This window comes from Streptomyces luomodiensis (assembly GCF_031679605.1).
In the GTDB taxonomy this organism is placed as follows: Bacteria; Actinomycetota; Actinomycetes; order Streptomycetales; family Streptomycetaceae; genus Streptomyces; species Streptomyces luomodiensis.
This window is the reverse complement of the sequence record NZ_CP117522.1, coordinates 5,049,759-5,073,666: the sequence shown is the minus strand read 5'-3', so window position 1 is coordinate 5,073,666 and position 23,908 is coordinate 5,049,759. Positions and strand designations below refer to the sequence as shown.

The following is a 23,908-nucleotide window of genomic DNA, read 5'->3' as shown; positions in this document are numbered from 1 at the left end:
CCTGCTCATTCGCTCGTCTCTCAGCCGCTCAGCCGGACCGGCATGATCAGGTACTTGTACGCCTCGTCCGCCTCGGCGTCCACGGCCGGCTTGCCGCTGAGCAGCGCGGGCTTGGTCGAGGTGGTGAAGGACAGCTGGGCGACCGGTGAGTCGATCGCGCTGAGCCCGTCCAGCAGGAACGTCGGGTTGAAGGCGATGGAGATGTCGTCGCCCTCGAGCTGGGCGTCCAGCCGCTCCACAGCCTGTGCGTCGTCACTGGACCCGGCCTCCAGGATCAGCACACCCTGCTCGAAGGTGAGCCGCACCGGGGTGTTGCGCTCGGCGACCAGCGCCACACGCTTGACGGCCTCGACGAACGGGGCGGTCTCGATCACCGCGACCGAGTTGAACTCGGTGGGGAAGAGCGTGCGGTACTTGGGCAGGTCACCCTCGAGCAGCCGGGTGGTCGTACGGCGCCCGGCGCCCTCGAAGCCGATCAGGCCCTCGCCCGCACCCGAGCCGGAGAGCGCCAGGGCGACGGTGTCACCGCTGGTCAGCGACTTGGCCGTGTCGAGAAGCGTCTTGGCGGGCACCAGCGCGACGGCGGAGACGTCGGGGGCCTCGGGCTTCCACAGGAACTCGCGGACCGCGAAGCGGTAGCGGTCCGTGGAGGCCAGCGTGACGGTGTCGCCCTCGATCTCGATCCGCACACCCGTGAGCACCGGCAGGGTGTCGTCACGACCGGCGGCGATGGCGACCTGCGCGGCCGCGGCGGCGAAGACCTCACCGGGGACGGTGCCGGTCGCGGTCGGCATCTGCGGCAGCGCCGGGTACTCCTCCACAGGCAGGGTGTGGAGTGTGAATCGCGAGGAGCCGCAGACCACGGTCACCCGCACCCCGTCGCTGGAGATCTCCACAGGACGGTTGGGAAGGGCGCGGCAGATGTCGGCGAGGAGCCGGCCGGAAACGAGGACCGTGCCGTCGTCCTCGATGTCGGCCTCCACGGACACCCGGGCCGAGACCTCGTAGTCGAAGCCGGAGAGGCTGAGCGCGCCCTCCTCCGCCTTCATCAGGATGCCCGCGAGGACGGGCACCGGCGGTCGGGCCGGGAGGCTGCGGGCCGTCCAGGCCACCGCCTCCGCGAGTACATCGCGCTCCACCCGGATCTTCACCGTAAGCCGCCTCCTGCTGTTGCTGGCTCGCCCTGCTGGCCTTCGTCGTCGGCTGAGTAGCCGGAGACCAGTCTGACGTACGCCGCCGACAGTCGGTGCGGCTCGGGGTCAAGTCGGTGCGCGAGGTGTCGGGCGGCTCGGCCCGAGGTTGTGCACAGGCCCCACTTCGAAGCGAATTCCCCGCTATCTCTCTGTGGTCGTAGTAGTAGGGCTTGTGGAAACCGTGGAAAACTGACTCGTCCCTGGTCAGCGGCGGTTTTTTGTCCACCGGGCCTGTGGGTGGAGGCGGTGGACAACCAGGGCGTTCTGTGGACGCCGAAGAGTTCTGCACACGCGATGCACAGACATCGCCCGGTTCTCCCCAGCGTCGTCCCCAGTTTTACCCACCTTCCCCACAGCCCAACCGGCCTCCTTGGTGTGATGCCTTTCACTCGTCCCGGTGGCCGTTGCCGTTTCGTTGCCGAACAGTGGACAGCGGTGTGGAGAAGCTGTGGGCAACCGGCTCCCGGCTGTGGGTTGCCGGTGGACAAGCTGACGCGCGGGATGTGGGCATCGCGGTCGTCCACAGTCTGTGGACTCCCGGTAGCCACAATTCCACACCCGCCTGACCTCGGGTGTTGCCTCTCTTTCCACACAGGCTGTGGATGGGATCGGGACAACCCGCACATCCCCAGGGTGTGGACGGTGGATGGGCTGTGTACCTGTGGAGAACCGGGCCGGTCGGGCAGAGAATCGAACAGCTCGGAACGGTGAACGACGAAGGGCGCCCCGGGAGTTGTCCGTCCCGGAGCGCCCTTCAGCGGTCCGCGGTGGCCGCAGCGGCCCTTCTCAGCCGTTCTTGATGCGGTTGGTCAGCTCGGTCACCTGGTTGTAGATGGAGCGCCGCTCGGCCATCAGCGCCCTGATCTTGCGGTCGGCGTGCATGACCGTCGTATGGTCGCGGCCGCCGAACTGTGCGCCGATCTTGGGCAGTGACAGATCGGTCAGCTCCCGGCAGAGGTACATCGCGATCTGCCGCGCGGTGACCAGGACCCTGCTGCGGGAGGCACCGCACAGATCGTCGACCGTATGCCCGAAGTAGTCGGCGGTCGCGGCCATGATCGCGGTGGCGGTGATCTCCGGGGCCGCGTCCTCGCCGCCGGGGATCAGATCCTTCAGCACGATCTCGGTGAGGCCGAGGTCCACCGGCTGCCGGTTCAGGCTCGCGAAGGCGGTGACGCGGATGAGCGCGCCCTCCAGCTCGCGGATGTTGCGGGAGATCCGCGAGGCGATGAACTCCAGCACCTCCGGCGGCGCGTTCAGCTGCTCCTGCACCGCCTTCTTACGGAGGATCGCGATACGCGTCTCCAGCTCCGGCGGCTGCACATCGGTGATCAGGCCCCACTCGAAGCGGTTGCGGAGCCGGTCCTCCAGGGTGACCAGCTGCTTGGGCGGCCGGTCGGAGGAGAGCACGATCTGCTTGTTGGCGTTGTGGAGCGTATTGAAGGTGTGGAAGAACTCCTCCTGCGTCGACTCCTTGCTCGCCAGGAACTGGATGTCGTCGACCAGCAGGATGTCCATGTCGCGGTAGCGCTTGCGGAACGCGTCCGCCTTGCCGTCGCGGATGGAGTTGATGAACTCGTTGGTGAACTCCTCGGAGCTCACATAGCGCACCCGGGTGCCGGGATAGAGGCTGCGCGCATAGTGCCCGATGGCGTGCAGCAAGTGGGTCTTGCCGAGCCCGGACTCGCCGTAGATGAACAGCGGGTTGTACGCCTTGGCCGGAGCCTCGGCGACCGCGACCGCCGCGGCGTGCGCGAAGCGGTTGGACGCGCCGATGACGAAGGTGTCGAAGAGGTACTTGGGGTTCAGCCGCGCGGTCGGCTCACCGGGGCCGGACGCGGGCGCGGGCTGAGCGGCGAGCGGGCCGGGGGCGCCGGTCTGCGAGGGCAGGACGGGCGGTCCGCCGCGGGCGCGCTCGAGCGGATCGGGCAGGTCGTGGCGCTGCTGCTCGTACGGCAGACGCTCCGGGACCGGTCCGGGGCCGCCCGGCCCGGGGCGCTCGGCGCCCGGACCGCGGTAGTCGCCGCGCGGCTGCTGGTCGTACGGCGACTGCTGGTCGTACGACTGCTGGTCATAGCCGGGCGAGGCGTGCTGGGAGGCGTAAGGATCGCTCTCGGGGAAGCCGCCGAGCCGGGGCTGCTGCCAGCCGTAGTCGTCGCGGGACCGAGGCCAGGCGCCGGGTTCGGGGCGCGGCTGCTGATAGCCGGGGTACGCGGGGCGGGCCGACGGCAGATCGTCCGGCGCCTGGCGGCCGTAGCCGTCCCGGCTCTCGTAGCTCTCGTAGGACTCGCGCTGCTCGCGCTGGGGCTGCTGGGGGACGACCGGTTCGCCGGCGGATTCGTCGACGGTGATCGCGATGCGGATCGGGCGGCCGCACTCCCGGCTCAGCGTCTCGCTGACGACGGGGGCCAGCCGGCCCTCCAGCACACCCTTGGCGAATTCATTGGGGACGGCGAGCAGCGCGGTGTCGGCGACCAGCGCGAGGGGCTGGCACCGCTTGATCCAGTGCTCGTCCTTGGCCTCGACGCCTTGTCCGCCCTGCCCCGAGCCCTCTCCCAGAAGCCGATCGAGCACACGTGGCCACACTGCGGCAAGATCGGCGGGTACGTCAGCCACGGGGCACGCTCTCTCACTCGCTGGGTGGGGACGCCGACAGGGCCCACGAATGCGTGGTTCTCGGGACGGGCGTGAAGGAATCGGAGCCCAGCCACGGTAGTCAGGCCGGGGTACACGGTTCAAGTCGTTGTCCACAGGGTGTGTACAACTGTGCCATGTGATGTCGCCGGGCGTTCCCCTGCCCCTAGGATTAAGGGGGAAGCGCACCGTCAGCGTGTCTGCCACCGGTTTGACCGGATGGCGTAACCGCGCGTACCGTAAACAGGTCGAGTTGTCGATGGCTGCTGCCGCCTGCCTCCGATGGGCAAGGATCGCGGACCGATGATCCGTGGTCGTGAAGCGGTGCACTCGGGCGTATTGCGAGCTACTCGTGGGCGCACGGTGACAGCCAAGCGATAGACCGCCACCATCCGATTCATTTCTGGAGCCCCCGAGTGAGCAAGCGCACCTTCCAGCCGAACAACCGTCGCCGCGCGAAGACCCACGGCTTCCGGCTGCGTATGCGCACCCGTGCCGGCCGCGCGATCCTCGCGTCCCGCCGCAGCAAGGGTCGCGCCCGCCTGTCGGCCTGAGCAGCCTGACCCAAGGTCCATGACGTGCTGCCTACCGAGCATCGGCTGAGGCGGCGCGAGGACTTCGCGGCCGCGGTACGCCGAGGACGCAGGGCCGGTCGCCCGCTCCTTGTCGTGCACCTTCGCACCGGCCTCACCAGCGGTGATACGGACCCGCACGCACCAGGGGAGAGTGCTCCCCCGGCGCGTGCGGGTTTCGTCGTGAGCAAGGCGGTCGGCGGCGCCGTCGTCCGCAATCTGGTGAAGCGGAGACTGCGGCATCTGATGCGGGACCGCATCGACCGTTTTTCCGCAGGTAGCCTTGTGGTCGTACGGGCGCTGCCCGGTGCGGGTGAGGCGGGTCACGACCAGCTGGCCCGCGATCTCGATGCGGCAGTGCAGCGGCTACTGGGAGGGGTGCCGCGATGAAGTACCCGCTGCTGTGGTTGATCAAGCTGTACCAGTGGACCATCAGCCCGATGCTGGGGCCGGTCTGCAAGTACTACCCGTCGTGCTCACACTATGGCTACACGGCCATCGACCGGCACGGCGCGGTGAAAGGAACGGCGCTGACGGCCTGGCGCATCCTGCGCTGCAACCCATGGTCGCTCGGCGGCGTCGACCACGTTCCGCCCCGGAAGCGTCCGGTGTGGCACCAGCGGCTGCGGAACCGCCTCGGCGGGCATCCGACTGTGGAGCCTGCCGCACAGCCCGAGACCCAGCCCAACGCCCAAGGAGCCTGATTCGTGGACACGATCCTCGGTCCTCTTTATGACGTAGTTTCCTGGATCATCGTCCAGTTCCACTCGTTCTACAGCCTCATCTTCGATCGGGACAGTGGCTGGGCGTGGGGTCTGTCCATCGTTTCCCTGGTGGTGCTGATCCGTATCTGCCTGATCCCGCTCTTTGTGAAGCAGATCAAGTCGACGCGGAACATGCAGGCGCTCCAGCCGAAGATGAAGGCGATCCAGGAGCGCTACAAGAGCGACAAGCAGCGCCAGTCCGAAGAGATGATGAAGCTCTACAAGGAGACGGGGACCAACCCGCTCTCGAGCTGTCTCCCGATCCTGGCGCAGTCTCCGTTCTTCATCTCGCTGTACCAGGTCCTCAACCACATCGCGAACAACAAGACGGTCGGTGTCATCGACCAGTCGCTGCTGGACAGCGCCCGTAACGCGCACATCTTCGGTGCTCCGCTGTCGGTGAAGTTCATGTCGTCGGCCGACAAGGTCCAGTCGCTCGGCGCCTCGCTGACCGACGTGCGGATCGTGACGATCACCATGATCGTCCTGATGTCGGCGTCGCAGTTCTTCACCCAGCGCCAGCTGATGACCAAGAACGTCGACCTCACGGTGAAGACGCCGTTCATGCAGCAGCAGAAGATGCTGATGTACGTCTTCCCGATCATGTTCGCCGTCTTCGGTATCAACTTCCCCGTCGGTGTCCTCGTCTACTGGCTGACCACCAACGTCTGGACCATGGGCCAGCAGATGTTCGTCATTCGCCGTAACCCGACCCCGGGCAGCGTCGCCTTCCAGGCCCGCCAGGAGCGGCTGCGTGCCAAGGGCAAGCTGAAGGAGGAGCCGGCCGAGGTCGCCGCGAAGCAGGCGGCCGAGGTGGCGCGTGCCAACCGTCAGCAGCCCAAGCGCCAGACCAAGGCGCAGCGCGCCACGACCGGTCACAGCAGGGCCAACTCGCAGTCGGGCGCCTCGGTCTCCACGACGAAGTCCGCTTCCCCCGCGAAGTCCGCTGGGGACAAGCCCGCCGGGGAGCAGCCGCGGCAGGGCGCGGGGCAGAAGAAGGGCGCGCAGGGCGGCAAGCCGGCCGGCGGCTCGGCCTCCGGCTCCTCCCGCGGCTCCAAGTCCGGCCAGCGCAAGGGCCAGCAGCGCCCCAAGCACCCGTCCAAGAAGTAACGAAGGAGTCCATCCGTGACGGAAGGCACCACCCCGGCCGCCGAGGGTGTCGACACCCTGACCCGCCTTGAGCAGGAGGGGGAGATCGCGGCCGACTACCTCGAGGGGCTGCTGGACATCGCGGACCTCGACGGCGACATCGACATGGACGTCGAGGCCGATCGCGCAGCGGTGTCGATCATCAGCGATTCGACCAGCCGCGATTTGCAGAAGCTGGTCGGCCGCGATGGCGAGGTGCTGGAGGCTCTTCAGGAGCTGACCCGGCTCGCGGTCCACCGGGAGACCGGCGACCGCAGCCGGCTGATGCTCGACATCGCCGGGTACCGGGCCCGCAAGCGTGCCGAGCTGACCGAGCTGGGCACCAAGGCCGCCGAGGAGGCGAAGGGCACCGGTGAGCCGGTGAAGCTCAAGGCGATGACGCCTTTCGAGCGGAAGGTGGTGCACGACGCTGTGGCCGCCGCCGGGCTGCGCAGCGAGTCCGAGGGCGAGGAGCCTCAGCGCTGCGTGGTCGTGCTTCCGGTCTGAAGCGGTTCCGCATCGTGATCCACACGGCCCCGTCTGCGCGCAGACGGGGCCGAATCTTGTCAGCCTTACATCATCGTTCAGCACAGTGTTCGGTACGGAAGGACGGTCCCCGTGACGGAAGCAGCGGAGCTCCCCCCGGCGCCCCCGGAGGCAAGGGATGTGTTCGGTGACCGCTTCCCGGAGGCTGTCCGCTACGGCGAGCTGCTGGCCGATGTGGGAGTGACACGCGGGCTGATCGGCCCGCGTGAGGTGCCACGGCTGTGGGAGCGGCATCTGCTGAACTGCGCCGTGCTCTCCGAAGTGGTGCCCGAGAAGGTCACCGTCTGCGATGTGGGGTCGGGGGCCGGGCTCCCCGGTATCCCGCTGGCCCTGACCCGCCCGGATCTCCAGATCACGCTCCTGGAGCCGCTGCTGCGCCGGACGAACTTTCTGCGGGAAGTGGTGGAGCTGCTGGGGCTCGACCATGTGACGGTGGTGCGTGGCCGTGCCGAGGAGGTCCTCGGCAAGCTGCCTCCGATGCATGTGGTGACGGCTCGGGCAGTGGCCCCGCTGGACCGGCTGGCCGGCTGGGGGGTGCCGCTGCTCCGCCCGTACGGCGAGATGCTGCTGCTGAAGGGTGACACCGCCGAGGAGGAGCTGAAGCAGGCCCGCGCCGCGCTGAGCAAGCTCGGTGTGGTGGGGACCTCGGTGCTGCATGTCGGCGAGGACGTGGTGGACCCGCCGTCCACGGTGGTGCGGGTCGAGGTCGGGGAGAGCCCCGGAGGTGTGCGCTTCGCCGCGAAGCGGGCCAAGGCGGCCCGTCGGGGACCGCGTCGTCGGCCCTGAGTAAGGGCGTTGCTCCATACAAGCTGGCAAAACTACGCATACCGGAGTGTCGCGACGAATCAACGAGGCCTCCCGTGCATCGTGTTTCACGTGAAACGTCGCTCCCTGCTGCATGGAATCATCAGTCGTGGTCGTGCGGCGGCTCTGCCCCGCGGCCGCCGACCCCGTATGAACGTGGATTCATCCACAGGAGAACGGGCCTCGCTGGTTCACAACCCCCAAAGCATGGCAGGCTCTGTTCATTGCGAGCCTGATGTCGAGGAGAGTGAATCCTTGCGGTCCGACGCCAACATCGCGGGGCCGATGACCGATCCGGTCCCCGGCCCCCGTACCGAATCGGCGGGGGAGGATGTTTCACGTGAAACGCCGCCCCCGATGGACGACGCCCCTATGGGTCGTGCCGCTCAACTGGCGGTGGATGCCCTGGACCGTGCCGGGGAGGGGTTGCCCAGGCCGGAGCACACCCGGGTGATCGTGGTCGCCAACCAGAAGGGCGGGGTGGGGAAGACCACGACCACGGTCAATCTGGCCGCCTCGCTCGCCCTGCACGGTGGTCGAGTGCTGGTGATCGACCTCGACCCACAGGGCAATGCCTCGACGGCGCTGGGGATCGACCACCACGCCGAGGTTCCATCGATCTACGACGTGCTGGTCGACAGCAAGCCGCTGTCCGATGTGGTGCAGCCGGTCCCGGACGTGGAGGGACTCTTCTGCGCTCCTGCCACGATCGATCTCGCCGGTGCCGAGATCGAGCTGGTCTCCCTGGTGGCGAGGGAAAGCCGGCTACAGCGGGCCATCCAGGCATATGAGCAGCCGCTGGACTACATCCTGATCGACTGTCCGCCCTCGCTCGGGTTGCTCACGGTCAATGCGTTGGTGGCCGGTGCGGAAGTGCTGATCCCGATCCAGTGTGAGTACTACGCGCTGGAGGGACTGGGGCAGCTGCTGCGGAACGTGGATCTGGTGCGGGGGCATCTCAACCCCAAGCTCCATGTCTCGACGATCCTCCTCACCATGTACGACGGCCGCACCCGGCTGGCCTCCCAGGTGGCGGACGAGGTGCGCAGCCACTTCGGCAGTGAGGTGCTCCGGACGAGCATTCCCAGATCGGTGCGCATCTCCGAGGCCCCCAGCTATGGGCAGACCGTCCTCACCTATGACCCGGGGTCGAGCGGGGCGCTGTCCTATCTCGAGGCGGCCCGTGAGATCGCCCTCAGAGGCTTCAGCGTGCACTACAACGCCCAGCACGCTCATGCCTTGCCCGAGCTCAGCCAGCACGATCAGCACAGCATGCAGGAGGGGATTCAGTGAGTGAGCGACGCAGAGGACTGGGCCGTGGGCTCGGTGCCCTGATTCCTCCCGCGCCGAAGGGGACGGACAATGCCGGCCCCGCGGCGGGGGCGGGAACGGTCACGGCGACCGGGGCCACCACCTCACCGACCGCGGTCCCGGTGCTCACCCAGGAGCGCGGTGTGGCGGCGGCCAAGGTGGCCGCACTGTCCACGCACACCGTTCCACAGGAAACCGAGCCCGCGGCGAGGGACAAGGAGTCCGAGGCCGCATCGGCGGTGATTCCGGAGGAGGTGGCCGGGGCGCACTTCGCCGAGCTGCCGCTGGACTTCATCACCCCCAATCCTCGTCAGCCCCGTGAGGTCTTCGACGAGGACGCGCTCGCCGAACTGGTCACCTCGATCCAGGAGGTCGGTCTCCTCCAGCCCATCGTCGTACGGCAGTTGGCATCGGAGCGCTATGAGCTCATCATGGGCGAGCGCCGCTGGCGGGCCTGCCGTGAGGCGGGATTGGAGAAGATCCCCGCGATCGTCCGGGCCACCGATGACGAGAAGCTTCTGCTCGACGCCCTGCTGGAGAACCTCCACCGCGCTCAGCTGAATCCACTGGAAGAGGCGGCGGCGTACGACCAGTTGCTGAAGGACTTCAACTGCACGCATGACGAACTGGCCGACCGCATCGGGCGTTCACGTCCGCAGGTCTCCAATACGCTGCGGTTGCTGAAGCTCTCCCCTTCCGTTCAGCGCAGGGTCGCGGCGGGGGTTCTCTCCGCGGGCCACGCTCGGGCGCTGCTCTCCGTGGAGGACGCGGAGGAGCAGGACCGGCTGGCCCATCGCATCGTCGCCGAGGGGCTCTCGGTGCGTGCGGTGGAGGAGATCGTCACCCTGATGGGGTCGCGGTCGGGCGGGACGACGAAGACCAAGGGGCCGAGGGCGGGGGCGAGGGTGTCCCCCGCGCTCACGGATCTCGCGTCGCGTCTGTCCGATCGGTTCGAGACGCGAGTGAAGGTCGACCTCGGTCAGAAGAAAGGAAAGATCGTCGTCGAGTTCGCCTCGATAGAGGATCTCGAGCGGATCCTCGGCACACTGGCTCCCGGTGAGGGGGCGGTGCTGGAACAGCCTCTCTCCCCTGAGGGCGAAGCGGCGGACGAGGACGAGTGAGGCGCTGTCCGTACGGCCAAGGCCGTACGGAAGCAGCGCGGGGCGGGTCGTGTTCCGACATGGTCGGAACACGACCCGCTGTTTGCCCAAGGGCGGTATCGGTGCAATCTCGGCACGGATACGATGCGATCAGGTAGGGCGGATCCATGTGGAGGCGCCGCATGTGGAGGGCAGGGCCATGCGATCGGTGAGCCGCACCGGACTGTTGGCCACAGGATTGGGCCTGGGAGCTGTCGGCGGTTTCGTCGGGAGTCTGCTCAGGGAGCGTAGTGCGCTGTCAGCCGCCCGTGCCGCGGCTGGCCACGAAAGTGAAGGACTGGCTTCATGGGGCGTCGGCTCGTACCGCTCACGTTGGACAACCTCCCGGACATCCCCAAGCGCTGTCGCGCCTGCGTCTTCTGGGAGCTCGATCCGGTCAGCGGTGAGGCAGCGGTAAGGGCGGGTCGGCCCGAGCTGGAGAAGGAAGCCTGGATCTCGGCCGTCCTGCTGGAGTGGGGATCGTGTGGCCGGGTGGTCTATGTCGATGAGGTCCCGGTGGGCTTTGTGCTGTACGCGCCTCCGGCGTATGTGCCGCGCTCCACGGCCTTCCCGACCAGTCCGGTCGCGGCGGATGCCGTGCAGCTGATGACGGCCTGGCTGATGCCCGGATATCAGGGGCAGGGACTGGGCCGGGTGATGGTGCAGACCGTCGCCAAGGATCTGATCCGCCGGGGCTTCAAGGCCATCGAGGCGTTCGGGGACGCCACCTGGAAGGAACCGGCGTGTGTGCTGCCCGCCGACCATCTGCTGGCCGTGGGCTTCAAGACCGTACGGCCGCATCCGCGCTACCCCCGGCTGAGGCTTGAGCTGAGGACGACGATCTCCTGGAAGGAGGATGTCGAGCTGGCGCTGGACCGGCTACTCGGCGCGGTCCAGAAGGAGCCGGCGCTGCGGCCGCTGTAGCGCGTTCCACGTGAAACACGAAGGGGCTGCCCGTGAGGGCAGCCCCTTCGTGTACGAGGGTGAGGCGTGGTGCGCTCAGCCGATGAAGTCGGCCAGGTCGCGCTCGATGGCGGCCTTGGGCTTGGCACCGACGATGGTCTTGGCGACCTCGCCGCCCTGGTACACATTGAGCGTCGGGATGGACATCACGCCGTACTTGGCGGCGGTCGCCGGGTTCTCGTCGATGTTGAGCTTGGCGATGACGATCTTGTCGGCGTGCTCGGCCGCGATGGCCTCCAGCGAGGGGGCGATCTGGCGGCACGGACCGCACCACGCGGCCCAGAAGTCGACGAGTACCGGCTTGTCGCTCTTGAGGACCTTCTCCTCGAAGTCGGCGTCCGTCACGGTGACCGTGGCACCGGCCATGGCAATCTCCTTAGTGGGTTGGTGCAGGGGTGGATAGCGGAGTCAGACGGTGGCGTCGCCCTGGCCCAGCGAGGCGAGGTAGCGCTCGGCGTCCAGCGCCGCCGAGCAACCGGTGCCGGCCGCGGTGATCGCCTGACGGTAGGTGTGGTCCACGACATCGCCCGCGGCGAAGACACCGGGGAGGTTCGTCCGCGTGGAGGGCGCATCGACCTTGAGGTAGCCCTCGTCGTCCAGGTTCAGCTGGCCCTTGAACAGCTCGGTGCGCGGGTCGTGGCCGATCGCGATGAACAGTCCGGTCACCGGCAGCTCGGAGGTCTCGTCCTTCTTCACATCGCGGATGGTGAGACCGGAGAGCTTGCCGTCGCCGTGGATCTCCTCGACCACGCTGTCCCAGACGAAGGAGATCTTCGGGTCGGCGAAGGCCCGATCCTGCATCGCCTTGCTGGCGCGCAGGGTGTCCCGGCGGTGGACCACCACGACCGACTTGGCGAACCGCGACAGGAAGGTCGCCTCTTCCAGGGCCGTGTCGCCGCCACCGATGACGGCGATGTCCTGGTCCTTGAAGAAGAACCCGTCACAGGTGGCGCACCAGGAGACACCGCGGCCGGAGAGCTCGTCCTCGCGCGCCAGCCCCAGCTTGCGGTGCTGAGAGCCGGTGGCCACGATGACGGTCTTGGCGCGGTGGACGGTGCCGGCGGAGTCGGTGACGGTCTTGATCTGCTCGCTGAGGTCGACCGCGACCACATCGTCCGGGACCAGCTCGGCGCCGAAGCGCTCGGCCTGGGCCCGCATGCCGTCCATCAGATCGGGACCCATGATCCCGTCCCGGAAGCCGGGGAAGTTCTCCACCTCGGTGGTGTTCATCAGGGCACCACCAGCGGTTACGGAGCCTTCGAAGACCAGCGGCTTCAAGGAAGCGCGGGCGGTGTAGAGCGCGGCCGTATAGCCCGCGGGCCCGGAACCGATGATGATCACGTTGCGGACGTCGCTCACGGATGTCTTCCTTGTCTTTGCCGACTGCCGGACTGCTGATGACTGGACGCGCGGGTTCGGGTTTCCCCGGAATTCCGCTGCCACCCCACCCAACGGATCCTACGGGTCCGGCATTCCCGAGCGCTGTCAGGCAGGGCCTGGTGTGCGGTGTGCCTCAGCCTCGCGGGTAGGTCCGGCTCACCAGAAGCTTCCCGGGGGAAGACGGGGATACCGAGACACAGGATGCGTCGATCACGAAGGCGTCGACGAGCGAGCTGTCGGACGGATGGGGCAGGACGACGATATAGGCGGTCTGGCCGTCGTAGGTGTCCTGCTGTGCCGCGAGAGCCGGATCCTTGCGGCCGGTGCCGCTCTGTACACAGGACGGCACATGCGGGTCGTGGTCGGCGCGCAGCGGCACATCGGGCGTGTTCTCCTGCCCGGTGACACCGTCCGATGTGGTGGACTTCCGCTCGGCGAGCAGTTCGTGCACACGGTCCTTGAGCGTGCCCGAGGAGAGGGTGGACTTCCCGGAGCTCTGGCTGGCGTGAGCCTGGGGACCGGTGTCGTCGTGATCGCCGGAGGAGCCGTCCTGGAGGAAGAGGGATCCGAGGCCGATCACCGCCGCGGCGCAGGCACCACCGAGGACGGCCTTGCGCCAGCGGCGGGCGCGGCCGGGACGAGTGCTGGGCCCGGTGGATCCTCGTCCCGGTCCGGTGGCGCCACGCGGGCGCCCAGCGGGCCGGTCCGCCACGGTGGACGGCTTGGCTGCGAGTTCCGCGGAGTCGGAGCCGGGAGTGCCCGAGGCGCCGTCGGCCGTTTCACGTGAAACAGGGGTGGGCGCCGAGGTCGGGTCCGGAGTTTCACGTGAAACATCGGAGACGCCCTCGGGGGCGGTCGCGTCGAGAAGTGCTTCGGCGGCCAGCGCCGCGTCGATACGGCCCGCGATATCGGCGGGCATCCGCACCGGGCCGGGCAGGGTCCCGAGCATGGAGCGGATCTCGTCCAGGGATGTCCACACATCCGCGCACAGCACACAGCCGGCGAGGTGAGTGCGCACATCGACGGCGCGGGACGGAGAGAGCAGACCCTCGGTGAGTGCGGAGATCTCCGCGACTTCAGGGTGCTCGTCCGTGTCCGTCGAGGATGTCACGCTCGCCCACCTCCGCCCTTCACGGCATCTGTGTCGTTCGGTCCTGCCGCCGGTGGGACGGACGTCCCCTGCGTCCGGTTCCTTCCCCCGCCCGGAGGTGAGCTACCCCTCCCGCTGGGATGGAGATGTGAGAGCAACGGCAGCAGCCGTGCGCGGCCCCGGGCACAGCGGCTCTTCACGGTGCCGGTGGGTACGTCCAGGACCTTCGCCGCCTCCGCGACGGGATAGCCCTGCATGTCGACCAGGACCAGGGCGGCCCGCTGCTCGGGCGGGAGGGTGCGCAGCGCCCGCAGCAGCTCGCGGTGGAGATCGCCGCGCTCGGCGGGAGCGGCGGCGGATTCATGGGGCTCCAGCAGGTGCTCGAGCCGCTCGGTGTCGTCGACAGGAGAGGTGCGACGGGAGGCGGCCTTGCGGGCCCGGTCCAGACAGGCGTTGACCGTGATGCGATGCAGCCAGGTCGTCACCGCGGACTGGCCCCGGAAGGTGTGCGCGGCGCGGTAGGCGGAGACGAGTGCGTCCTGGACCGCGTCGGCGGCTTCCTCCCGGTCGCCGAGGGTGCGCAGCGCCACCGCCCAGAGTCGGTCGCGGTGGCGCCGCACTATTTCGCTGAAGGCGTCCGGATCGCCGTCGACGTGCCGGGCAAGGAGCTCGCTGTCGCTCGCCTCGCCGATGGTGGCGTCGTCCACCGTTCGAGCCCCTCCCCGATCAGCCGGCTCAGCCGGTGAACTTCACTTCGGTGATGGCTTGCTTGTAGCCCTCGTTGCTGTAGCTCGCGGCGTCGTGAGGGGAGTATGGCATGGCGGTGATCCAGACCAGGACGTAGCGCGCCTTGGCCTCGCCGTTGACCTTGATGTCCGCGGATGCGCCCGTGCTCTTGACCGAGCCGAGCTTCTTGAACCCGGCGACGGGGTCGGAAGCTGATACCGATGGCGTCAGGGAATCCGTCCTGTACAGCGACGCCGCCGTGTAGGAGCCCTTGAACCGCAGGCCGATCGAGGCACCGCCGATCTTCTGCTCGGAGCCGAGATCGTAGATGAGACCGACTCCCTTCTTGACGCTGGGAGCCAGCTGGGGACCGTCGTTGAAGCTGTTGGTGTGCCAGAACGTCGAGGAGTCACCGTCGTAGGTGCGCGGCGCTTCGTCCTGGTGCTGGTCCGTGCCGTCCGGGTAGAACTCCACGGCGTCCTCGATTTTCAGCGGTTTGCTGACAACCTTTCCGGCGTTGCCGTCGTCCTTCTCACCGGTGGACTTGCTCGGGCTGGTGTTGTTCTCGTCCTTCAGCAGGGTGTCCGCGAGCTGCCAGCTGCCGAGACCCAGGGCGGCGATCAGAAGGGCCGAGACGGTCCACTTGAGGGCCTTGCCCGTGCGGCTCTGCAGCGGCGGCGGAGGCGGCACGGGAGCGGCCGCGGGCGAGGTGCCGCCCCGGGCCGGGGTCTGACCGTACACGCCTTGTTGGTACGTCGTGCGCTGATACGCCGGTGAGGGGGTGAAGGCGGGCTCGGGGGGCCGGATGCGCGGCATGGCCGCGACGGCCTTGGCCAGCTCCTCGGGGGTGGTGCAAGGCTGGTCCTGACGGGAGGCGGTGGCCCCGTCGTTGACCAGCGCGCGCATCGCGAGCTCGGACAGCCCGCGGTGCACTCCCGCGCGGACCTGGTCGGGGGCGATCAGGCCCACACCCTTGGGCAGCCCGGAGAGGCCGTAGGCGTCCGTCTCGTAGGGCCAGCGCTGGGTGAGCGCCGCGTACAGCAGCGCGCCGATCGCCTCGGTGTCGGTGCGTTGGGGGTGGTCGGCGGTGATCCCGCGCAGGGCGGCCATGACGGCGAGTCCGCGGATGCGGTACTGGCCGGATTCGGTGCGCAGTACGGAGCCGGGGTTGAGCCGCAGATGGGCCAGGCCCTCACGGTGGGCGGCGGCCATGGCCTGGGAGACCTGGCTGACCAGTTGGTACGCGTCGTGCGGCTCGAGTGGCCCGGCGGCGAGCACGGCGGTGAGTTCGGTGGCGTCGGGAAGCCACTCATGGACGACGTAGACAAGATCGTTCTCCTCGACGGCGTCGAGGACCTGGACGAAGCGGGGGTCGCCCAGCAGGGCCGCCGAACGGGCGGCGGCGAGCACCGGCCTGGTGCGCGGATGGTCGGCGGGCAGCACATGCACTCCGACGGCGCGCCGCAGTTTCTCGTCCACGGCACGCCAACTGCTGAATCCGTCCAGACGGGTGACGCACTCCTCCAGACGGTAGCGTCTGGCCAGCTTGTGACCGCTGTGCAGCTCCAGAGGGCTCGCTTCGGCCGCGGCACCCGCATCGTCGGTGACCGCGGCCTCTGTCCCCTTGCCGGCCTTCTTCTTCGTCCCCGCCCCGTCGGCCGTGGCCTTGCCCGCCTCGGCGGTCAGCGGCTCCTCTCCACCGCTGTCGGCCACGTCGACGGCAGCTGTGCTCCGTTCCGCCACCGTCGTTCCTGCCTCCCCATCCGTTGCACCTGCTCCGAGCCAAGACAATTGTGCCCACAGTCCGCCGCTATGCACGACACACGGTGGCGGACGATGGTTGTGCTCAATGATCAGCGTCCGAGTCGTCCGCGCACCATACCGACCATGGCTGTCAGCTCCTCAACGCGCATCCGTTTCGCAGCAATGTAGAAGACCGCGACAAGAACGAGGCCGCCGCCCAGCAGAGCCGCCAGCGAGCCGGCGACGCCCATTCCGATGGTCTGCATGATGGCGTAGGCCGCGCCACCGCTCAGCAGGGCGGCCGGGATGCTGGCGCCCGCGAGGCGGGTGTAGGTGCGGACGACGCGGGGGCCGTCCAGATCGCCGCCCAGCCGCTTGCGCAGCCGCTTCCAGGCCACGCCCACGCCGGTGGCGTAGGCCAGGCCGTAGGCGGCGGCCATACCGGCGACGGCCCAGCGGGCGGGGAGCACGGCATAGGCGAGGGCGGAGCCCGCGGCGTTGACGGCGGCGACGATCACCGTGTTGTAGAAGGGGGTGCGGGTGTCCTCGTAGGCGTAGAAACCACGCAGGACGACGTACTGCACGGAGAACGGAATGAGGCCGAGGCCGAACGCCATGAGGATGTAGCCCATGGCTTGGGCCGTCGCGGTGCCCGAGGTCCCGAAGAGCAGGGTGCACAGGGGGATGCCGAGCGCGATGAACCCGAAGGCGAGGGGGACGATGGCGACGGCGGAGGTGCGCAGGCCCTGCGAGATGTCGTCGCGGACCGCTCCGGGGTCGCCGTCGTGGGCCGCCCGGGAGAGCCTGGGCAGCAGAGCGGCCATCACCGAGACGGTGATGATGGCCTGGGGCATGTTCCAGATGAGCTGGGCGCTCGTGTAGCCGACGTAGCTCGCTCCCGGGTGGCCCCCGTTGTCGGCCTCCGTACCGGCCGCGGTGGCGAGCTGGGTCACCACGATGTTGCCGGCCTGGTTGGCGAGCACGAACAGCACCGTCCACTTGGCCAGCTTGGCGGCCTTGCCGAGGCCGTGGCCACGCCAGTCGAAGCGCGGCCGGAAGCGGAAACCGGCTGCCCGGAGGTAGGGGAACATCGCCAGGGCCTGGACGGTGAGGCCGAGGAGCGTGCCGATGCCCAGCAGCCGGATGCCTTCCGGCGTGATGGTCGTTACGCCCATGTTGGAGTTGCTGGAGGTGCCGAACACCCAGATGAAGAGGCCGAAGGTGGCGATGACGACGATGTTGTTGAGGACCGGGGTCCACATCATCGCGCCGAACTTGCCCCGGGCGTTGAGGATCTGGCCGACCACGACGTGCACGCCCATGAAGAAGATGGTGGGCAGGCAGTAGCGGGCGAAGGTGACCGCCACCTCGTTGGCCGGGGGATCGCTGGCGATGTCCGCGGAGAGCATCCGGATCAGTGCCGGGGCCGCGAACAGCGACACCGCGACGAGGCTGCCCAGCGCGACCATCGTCAGCGTGAGCAGACGGTTGGCGTAGGCGACTCCGCCGTCGTCGTCCTCCTTCATCGCGCGCACGAGCTGCGGGACGAAGACCGAGTTCAGACCGCCGCCGACGGTGAGGAAGTAGATCATCGCAGGCAGCTGATAGGCGACCTGGTACGCCTGGCCGAGGCTGGCGGCGCCCAGACCCGCGACGATCACCATCTGCCGGACGAAACCGGTCAGACGGGAGACCAGAGTGCCCGCGGCCATCAGCGCGCTGGACTGGAGCAGACCGCCCGCCCGGCCCCCCGACGGCTTCTTCTGCCGGGGCTCGGCCGCGGGGGCGGTCACCACCGGAGCGGCCACCGTGGGAGCGGCGGCCGTGGCCTGGGCGGACTCGGACCTCGACGGTCCGGGGACCGGTGCCTGCCCCTGGGCGGGCGTCTGCCCGTGCGGGTAGTCCTGTGAGCCCTGCGGATAGCCCTGGGCGGACCGGGGCTCATAGGGCTGCTGATCGCGGTAGAGATGCGCGAACGCGTCCCGCTGCGGCTGCTCTGCCGCGCCGTAGCCGCCGGCGGCCCCCGGATAGCCGTGGTCCGGCTGACCGTCGGTGTATGCCTGTCCGTCGGTGTACGGCTGCTGTGCCGCGCCCTGGTGGCCGGGACCGGCCCCGGAGGGCCATACGCGGGGATCGGGGCCCTGCGGCGTGGGGGGCTGCTGGTAGTACTCCTGCTGGTAGCCGCCATTCTGCGGTGCGTGAGGGGAGCGCCGGTCGTACAGCGGGTCCGTCAGCGGATCATGGGCGTAGGCATCCTGCGTCGGATACGGGTAGGCCGTGAAGCTGCCCGTCGCGTACGAATCGTCCAGGTACGGGTCCTGCGGGTAGTACTGCTGGCCGTACGACTGGCGCGGATCCGCCGAGGGCACCTGATGTGCGTCGCCCAGATACGGATCACGCTGGTGCGGTTCCTGTCCGTAAGGGTCGTGAGGGCCGTGAGGCGAAGGCTGCGGCGGCGGTGGCACTCGGCCATCACCGTCATACGGCGCGTTCATCGCTACCCCACCTCATTGTCCGCTGCGGCCGACCGGCCCCGGCATTGCTCAATGGTCCACTTTCTCACCCGAGCCGGATGGGCCAGCGCTTTGCGATCCGGTGTCCGACGCCGGGTCACTCGGCTGCTCGGGCACGAGGGCGTGCCGGTCCGTCTCCGGGGCCTCACTGTCGCCCTCATCCTGCCCGTGCATATTTTCGGCGTCTTCCCCGTTTCCGCTGTCCTCACCACTCTTGGCGGCCGCGCGCTTGCGCTGGACGTAGATCCGGACACCGGCGAGGACCAGCAGCAGCACACCGCCCGCGATCACGAGGATCACGGTCGACGTGATTTCGGTGACATTCACCTCGAACGGCATCTCGTCGCCGTACGGCTGTCCGTCCGGAGTGTAGAGCTGGGCCGAGACCCACACCGGGCCGTTCGCGTTCGCCGTGGTCCCGAACTTCACGGACTGGCTGTGCCCGCCCTCGACATTGACCAGCTGAGGGTCGCTGACCGCCAGCCGGTTGCCCTGGTGGGACTTGAGGACGAGCCGCAGCTCGACACCCTGCACCAGGTTGTTCTGGACGGTCACCGGGACGGTCGCGCTCCGCCCGGACAGGGTCATGTCCGTCTTCGGGACCAGGCGCACCTTCTTGGTGAGCCCGGACAGATACGTCTGCACGTCATGGCGGAAGCCGGCCGCGTTCTGCGCCTCGCTGCGCCACGAGGTCGACATCTCGCGCCTGATCGCGTTCCCGAAGGGAGTGACCACCCGGTACTTGGCGGTGAGGATCGGCTCGAAATTGTCCAGGGTCCTCTGGGTCTCCTGGATCTGCTGGAACGCCTCGGCCGGTAGCTCCCGCGCGCGCAGCGACCGGGGGTACGACCGGGAGCTGGGCACCCGCTGGGTGGCGTTCGGGTCGGGCTTCGCCTTCGCGGCCTGTCCCAGGCTCAGCGGCTGCGTCCACTGCCCGGTGAGGCCCTCCAGGGCCGCCGCCATCGCCTGCGCCTGGCTGGTGGTGGGCATCCGCTGGGGGGCGACCACGATGCTGCGCTGCTTGTCCGGCGCCTGCAGGTTGATCATCTGGCTCTGGGCCAGGAACCTCTGGATGGCGAGAGTGGAGTTCTCCGCCTTGGACATGTCGCCGGTGAAAGCGGTCGACAGCCGGGCGTCGGCGACCACCGCCGTGTTGCCGCCGCCGATCTGGCGGGCCGCGGTGGGGGTGTAGGAGAGCCCGCCGGTCTCGCTCAGGCTGTCGCTGCGGGCGATCACGTTGTGCGCGCCCGCAGAGGTGGCGACGTCCACGACCGAGGAGTCGATCGCGCCGTCCACCGGCCAGGCGAAGTCGGTGCGCGGCTTCACCCCGAGGACGGTCTCCACGGTCGTCGAGGCGAGCTCGGTGGCGTCCTGAAGGTGCCCGAGGGAGCCGGTGACGTTCTTACCGCGGTGCGCGAGCGCGGCGAGGTCCGGGTCGGCGAACGGCAGCGCGACCACCTGCTTGCCCTCCACGGCCTTCTGCAGGGCGCCGAGCCACTGCTTGGCGACCGCCTGCCCGTGACCCGCCTTGGTCCCGTTGCCCGAGGCGTCCTGGACCTCGTACTTCTTCGTCATCGCGTCGACCGTGGCGAGCAGGTCGGGGTCGATCACCCAGGTGATGGGGAGGTTCTCCCCCAGGGCGACCATCTGCTGGAGCCGGCCGCCGGGAGCCAGCTCCGAGGCCAGGCGGTCGTCCCGGAAGATCGGGGTGCGGTCTTCGTCGTTGTCCGTGCGGGCGGTCACATGGGTGGCGGAGATCAGCGGCCACAGATAGGTGAGCTGGGACTTCTTCGCGGGCGCACCCGACTGCCAGGGCAGGAAGGTCCGCTCGATGCCCAGCACCTGCGGCCAGGGCTGGCTGGAGGTGTCACCGGTGAGCGAGACGCCGAGCTGATAGACGCCGTTCTCCCCCAGGTGCAGATGCCCGACCGGTATGGAGAGAGAGAAGTCACGGCTGGCGCCGGCCGGTAGCTTTCCGATCTTCTTGGCGTATTTGCCGCCGATCTCGGTGCCGTCGAGGCCCTCCGAGTAGCCGGTACGCCGGGCGGCGGTGTCGATCGCATTGCGGCCGTTCATGGTCGGGCCGACGCGGAGACCGACGCGGGCGTCGGAGACCGTGGACTTGGTGTCGTTGGTGACGGTGCCGCTGACCGTGAGGGTGTCGCTCTTCTTCGGCGCGGTGGGGGTCAGCGAGGTGATGGAGACGTCCACCGACCGGGAGCCGCTGGCCTTGCTCTCGGCGTGGGCCGCGGGGGCCGCCGGAATCTGCGCCAGGCCCGCGAGCATCGGCGCCGCGGCGAGCAGCGCCGCCGTGTGCCGCAACCATCGTCGGGCACGAGCGGAAGTTGTCCCCCGGAGGTCTGCCGCATCGGCCACGCGCTCGCCCGTCCTCGTCGTCAGTAGATCGTCAGTGGTCGTCGCAATGTGCGTCCACGAAATGGTAACGATGCCCGCTGTGGCGAAGTGCTGTGGACGGCTCCACAAGATCGTTACGCAGTGGTGGTCCCCTTGGTGTGGAGTCTCTGGTGCGCGCGGCCACGTACTCTGTTTTGTTGTGCCGAACGCCAACAAAGACAGCCGAACCCCGCAGTCGCCCCATGAGCTCAGCCAGGTGCAGCGCCGCGCCGTGGGCGAACTCCTGCGGGTCTCTCCCGTTGCCGACGATCTCGCTCGCCGTTTCCAGCAGGCGGGTTTCCGCCTGGCCCTGGTCGGCGGCTCGGTGCGGGACGCGCTGCTCGGCCGGCTCGGTAACGATCTGGATTTCACGACGGATGCCCGGCCGGACGAGGTACTGAAGATCGTCCGGCCCTGGGCGGACGCGGTCTGGGAGGTCGGCATCGCCTTCGGCACGGTCGGCTGCCGTAAGGGCATGTCCCCTGGAAGCGGGCCGGACCAGAGTTTCCAGATTGAAATCACGACTTATCGGTCAGAGGCCTATGACCGGACATCCCGGAAGCCGGAGGTGTCGTACGGCGACTCGATCGAGGACGACCTGGTCCGTCGGGACTTCACGGTCAACGCCATGGCGGTGGCGCTGCCGCAGAAGGAGTTCATCGACCCGCACAACGGTCTGGAGGATCTCGCAGCACGGGTGCTGCGCACCCCGGGGACGCCCGAGGAGTCCTTCTCCGATGATCCGCTGCGGATGATGCGCGCCGCGCGCTTCGCCGCGCAGCTGGACTTCGAGGTGGCCCCCGAGGTGGTCGCCGCGATGACGTCGATGGCCGACCGCATCGACATCGTCTCGGCCGAGCGGGTGCGTGATGAGCTCAACAAGCTCATCCTGGCCGACCACCCCCGCAAGGGGCTGCGGCTGCTCGTCGAGACCGGGCTCGCCGACCGCGTACTGCCGGAGCTTCCGGCGCTGCGCCTGGAGCGTGATGAGCACCACCGCCACAAGGATGTGTACGAACATTCGCTGACCGTGCTGGACCAGGCCATCGATCTGGAGGCCGAGGGGCCCGATCTGGTGCTGCGGCTGGCCGCGCTGCTGCATGACATCGGTAAGCCCAAGACGCGCCGTTTCGAGAAGGACGGCCGGGTCTCCTTCCACCACCACGAGGTGGTGGGGGCCAAGATGACCAAGTACCGGATGACGAAGCTCAAGTACTCCAATGAGCTGATCAAGGACGTTTCGCGCCTTGTCGAGCTGCATCTGCGCTTTCACGGCTATGGCACGGGGGAATGGACCGACTCCGCCGTCCGCCGCTATGTCCGTGACGCGGGGCCGCTGCTGGACCGGCTGCACAAGCTGACCCGCTCGGACTGCACCACCCGCAACAAGCGGAAGGCGATGGCGCTCTCGCGTGCGTACGACGGCCTCGAGGAGCGCATCGCCCGTCTACAGGAGCAGGAGGAGCTGGACGCCATCCGCCCGGATCTGGACGGGAACGAGATCATGAAGATCCTCGGCGTCCCCCCGGGCCCGCAGGTCGGCAAGGCGTACAAGCATCTGCTGGAGCTGCGGCTGGAGCACGGCCCGATGGAGCGGGACGCCGCGATCGCCGCTCTCCAGGAGTGGTGGGCGGCTCAGCCGGAGGGCTGAGATCCCTCAGGTTTCACGTGAAACATTGACCCGCTGGGCGCTCTCCCGGTCATGTTTCACGTGAAACCTGACGAGGAGCGCGGTGGCCGCATAAAGCAGCGCCACACAGATCAGCAGCGTGGCCGAGGCGCCGTCCGGCGGCAGTATCACGGCGGCGACCGCCGCGGCCCCCACAAAGGCGATGTTGAACAGCACGTCGTAGAGGGAGAAGACCCGGCCGCGGAAGTCATCGGTGATGGCGGACTGCACCACGGTGTCGGTGGCGATCTTGGCGCCCTGGGTGACCAGTCCGAGGATGAACGCGGCGATCAGCATGGGAGCGGGCTCGAAGGGCAGTCCGAGACCCGGTTCCAGCAGGGCCGCGCTCCCCGCGCACACCATCACCCAGGAGAGCCGGCCGTCCGGCCGGGATGACGTACGGTCCCTGAGCCGGCTGACCGCCCAGGGCGTGACAACCGCCGCCGCGAAGAAGCCCGCGCCCGAGACGCCAAGGGCCAGTCCCAGAAGTGCGAGTCCTTCGGACTCGGTATCGGCCCATGCGTATCGGCAGAGCATCAGCACGGTCACCGTGAGCGCGCCGTAGCAGAAGCGCATCAGCGTCATCGCGGTCAGCGCCACGGTGGGATCCCGGCGTTCCAGCAGATGGCGCACGCCCGCGACCAGGCCCCGTGCGGTGCTCATCAGGGCCGCGGAGAGACGGGGCTGGAGGGCCGCGGGATCGGGCCCCAGCAGGCCCGGTGTCATGAGCAGGGCCGTGAGCCCGGCGATGAGATAGAGCGCGGCGCCCAGCAGGACGACCAGCGCGTCCGAGGAGGTGCCTCCTGGGCCCGACAGCCGGACGATGAAGGCGAGGCTGCCCCCGGCCGTGGCGGCGAGCGTTCCCGCGGTGGGCGAGAGGGAGTTGGCCATGACCAGACGCTCCTGGCTGTCCACGACCCGCGGCAGGGCCGCCGAGAGGCCGGCCAGCACAAAGCGGTTGACGGCCGTCACCGACAGGGCCGAGGCGTAGAAGAGCCACTCCGGCACCTGGCCGAGGATCAGCACCGCGGTTCCGGCGGCCAGCCCCGAGCGGAGCAGATTGCCGTAGAGCAGCACCTGTCGTCGGCGCCAGCGGTCCAGCAGTACACCGGCGAAGGGGCCGAGAAGGGAGTAGGGAAGCAGCAGGACGGCCATGGCGGAGGCGATGGCCGTGGCGGAGGTCTCCTTCTCCGGGGAGAAGACCACATACGTGGCGAGCGCGACCTGATAGACGCCGTCGGCCGACTGGGACAGCAGGCGAACGGCCAGAAGGCGGCGGAAGTCACGGAGTTGCAGCAGTACGCGGAGATCACGCACAACAGGCATGACGTCAGCCTCA

General features: G+C 68.7%; 20 protein-coding genes. 10 read left to right on the top strand and 10 right to left on the bottom strand.

Annotated elements, in window-relative coordinates:
* Positions 1-20 precede the first annotated feature (20 nt).
* The gene (dnaN, locus tag PS467_RS21305) at positions 21-1,151 is read right to left on the bottom strand and encodes a DNA polymerase III subunit beta (RefSeq protein ID WP_268973242.1); all 1,131 of its coding nucleotides are present in this window, start codon (positions 1,149-1,151) and stop codon (positions 21-23) included.
* Between the two features lie 828 nt (positions 1,152-1,979).
* Positions 1,980-3,809 (bottom strand): chromosomal replication initiator protein DnaA, encoded by a 1,830-nt coding sequence (dnaA, locus tag PS467_RS21300; RefSeq protein ID WP_311036609.1) that lies wholly within the window; start codon positions 3,807-3,809, stop codon positions 1,980-1,982.
* A gap of 434 nt (positions 3,810-4,243) precedes the next feature.
* Between dnaA and rpmH the strand changes: the two genes are divergently transcribed.
* The 9 genes from rpmH (at position 4,244) to PS467_RS21255 (ending at position 11,015) form a co-directional block, all read left to right on the top strand.
* Complete coding sequence (rpmH, locus tag PS467_RS21295; protein ID WP_003956500.1) at positions 4,244-4,381, top strand: 50S ribosomal protein L34; 138 nt, start codon at positions 4,244-4,246, stop codon at positions 4,379-4,381.
* 24 nt (positions 4,382-4,405) lie between these two features.
* Complete coding sequence (rnpA, locus tag PS467_RS21290; RefSeq protein ID WP_268973240.1) at positions 4,406-4,789, top strand: ribonuclease P protein component; 384 nt, start codon at positions 4,406-4,408, stop codon at positions 4,787-4,789.
* Positions 4,786-5,103 carry a membrane protein insertion efficiency factor YidD gene (yidD, locus tag PS467_RS21285; protein WP_014061973.1) on the top strand — a complete coding sequence of 106 codons (318 nt, stop codon included), beginning with the start codon at positions 4,786-4,788 and terminating at the stop codon, positions 5,101-5,103. Before rnpA ends, yidD begins: the two co-directional genes overlap by 4 nt.
* A gap of 3 nt (positions 5,104-5,106) precedes the next feature.
* Positions 5,107-6,273 carry a membrane protein insertase YidC gene (yidC, locus tag PS467_RS21280; RefSeq protein WP_311036608.1) on the top strand — a complete coding sequence of 389 codons (1,167 nt, stop codon included), beginning with the start codon at positions 5,107-5,109 and terminating at the stop codon, positions 6,271-6,273.
* A 15-nt stretch (positions 6,274-6,288) separates the two neighbouring features.
* Entirely contained in the window at positions 6,289-6,798 is a 510-nt protein-coding gene (locus PS467_RS21275; RefSeq protein WP_030827774.1) for a Jag family protein, read from the top strand.
* Between the two features lie 111 nt (positions 6,799-6,909).
* Positions 6,910-7,623, top strand: coding sequence for a 16S rRNA (guanine(527)-N(7))-methyltransferase RsmG (gene rsmG, locus PS467_RS21270; RefSeq protein ID WP_268973238.1), 714 nt, complete (start codon positions 6,910-6,912; stop codon positions 7,621-7,623).
* 225 nt (positions 7,624-7,848) lie between these two features.
* Positions 7,849-8,934, top strand: coding sequence for a ParA family protein (locus PS467_RS21265; protein ID WP_311036607.1), 1,086 nt, complete (start codon positions 7,849-7,851; stop codon positions 8,932-8,934).
* The gene (locus PS467_RS21260) at positions 8,931-10,073 is read left to right on the top strand and encodes a ParB/RepB/Spo0J family partition protein (protein ID WP_311036606.1); all 1,143 of its coding nucleotides are present in this window, start codon (positions 8,931-8,933) and stop codon (positions 10,071-10,073) included. Before PS467_RS21265 ends, PS467_RS21260 begins: the two co-directional genes overlap by 4 nt.
* Positions 10,074-10,397: 324 nt before the next feature.
* Entirely contained in the window at positions 10,398-11,015 is a 618-nt protein-coding gene (locus PS467_RS21255) for a GNAT family N-acetyltransferase (protein ID WP_009716491.1), read from the top strand.
* A gap of 75 nt (positions 11,016-11,090) precedes the next feature.
* On the opposite strand, the gene trxA is transcribed toward PS467_RS21255, so the two are convergent.
* From trxA to PS467_RS21220, 7 genes are all read right to left on the bottom strand, one after another.
* Positions 11,091-11,420, bottom strand: a complete 330-nt coding sequence (gene trxA, locus PS467_RS21250; protein ID WP_268973234.1) for a thioredoxin — start codon at positions 11,418-11,420, stop codon at positions 11,091-11,093.
* A gap of 42 nt (positions 11,421-11,462) precedes the next feature.
* Positions 11,463-12,413, bottom strand: a complete 951-nt coding sequence (gene trxB / locus PS467_RS21245; protein WP_311036605.1) for a thioredoxin-disulfide reductase — start codon at positions 12,411-12,413, stop codon at positions 11,463-11,465.
* Positions 12,414-12,567: 154 nt separating this feature from the next.
* Positions 12,568-13,545 (bottom strand): RsmA family anti-sigma factor, encoded by a 978-nt coding sequence (locus tag PS467_RS21240; RefSeq protein ID WP_311036604.1) that lies wholly within the window; start codon positions 13,543-13,545, stop codon positions 12,568-12,570.
* The gene (gene sigM, locus PS467_RS21235) at positions 13,542-14,231 is read right to left on the bottom strand and encodes an RNA polymerase sigma factor SigM (protein ID WP_268973231.1); all 690 of its coding nucleotides are present in this window, start codon (positions 14,229-14,231) and stop codon (positions 13,542-13,544) included. The genes PS467_RS21240 and sigM overlap by 4 nt, the downstream gene beginning before the upstream one ends.
* 28 nt (positions 14,232-14,259) lie before the next feature.
* Positions 14,260-15,993 carry a protein kinase family protein gene (locus PS467_RS21230; RefSeq protein WP_311036603.1) on the bottom strand — a complete coding sequence of 578 codons (1,734 nt, stop codon included), beginning with the start codon at positions 15,991-15,993 and terminating at the stop codon, positions 14,260-14,262.
* Between the two features lie 110 nt (positions 15,994-16,103).
* Positions 16,104-18,488 carry a murein biosynthesis integral membrane protein MurJ gene (gene murJ, locus PS467_RS21225; RefSeq protein ID WP_311036602.1) on the bottom strand — a complete coding sequence of 795 codons (2,385 nt, stop codon included), beginning with the start codon at positions 18,486-18,488 and terminating at the stop codon, positions 16,104-16,106.
* A 48-nt stretch (positions 18,489-18,536) separates the two neighbouring features.
* A complete protein-coding gene (locus PS467_RS21220) occupies positions 18,537-20,882 on the bottom strand; it encodes a DUF6049 family protein (RefSeq protein WP_311036601.1) in 2,346 nt (781 codons plus the stop codon).
* Positions 20,883-21,060: 178 nt separating this feature from the next.
* On the opposite strand from PS467_RS21220, the gene PS467_RS21215 reads away from it, so the two are divergent.
* Positions 21,061-22,551: a CCA tRNA nucleotidyltransferase gene (locus PS467_RS21215; RefSeq protein ID WP_311036600.1), complete on the top strand. Its 1,491-nt coding sequence runs from the start codon at positions 21,061-21,063 to the stop codon at positions 22,549-22,551.
* Positions 22,552-22,557: 6 nt separating this feature from the next.
* Here the strand turns inward: PS467_RS21215 and PS467_RS21210 are convergent, their stop codons facing one another.
* Positions 22,558-23,895: an MFS transporter gene (locus PS467_RS21210; RefSeq protein WP_311036599.1), complete on the bottom strand. Its 1,338-nt coding sequence runs from the start codon at positions 23,893-23,895 to the stop codon at positions 22,558-22,560.
* Between the last annotated feature and the right edge of the window lie 13 nt (positions 23,896-23,908).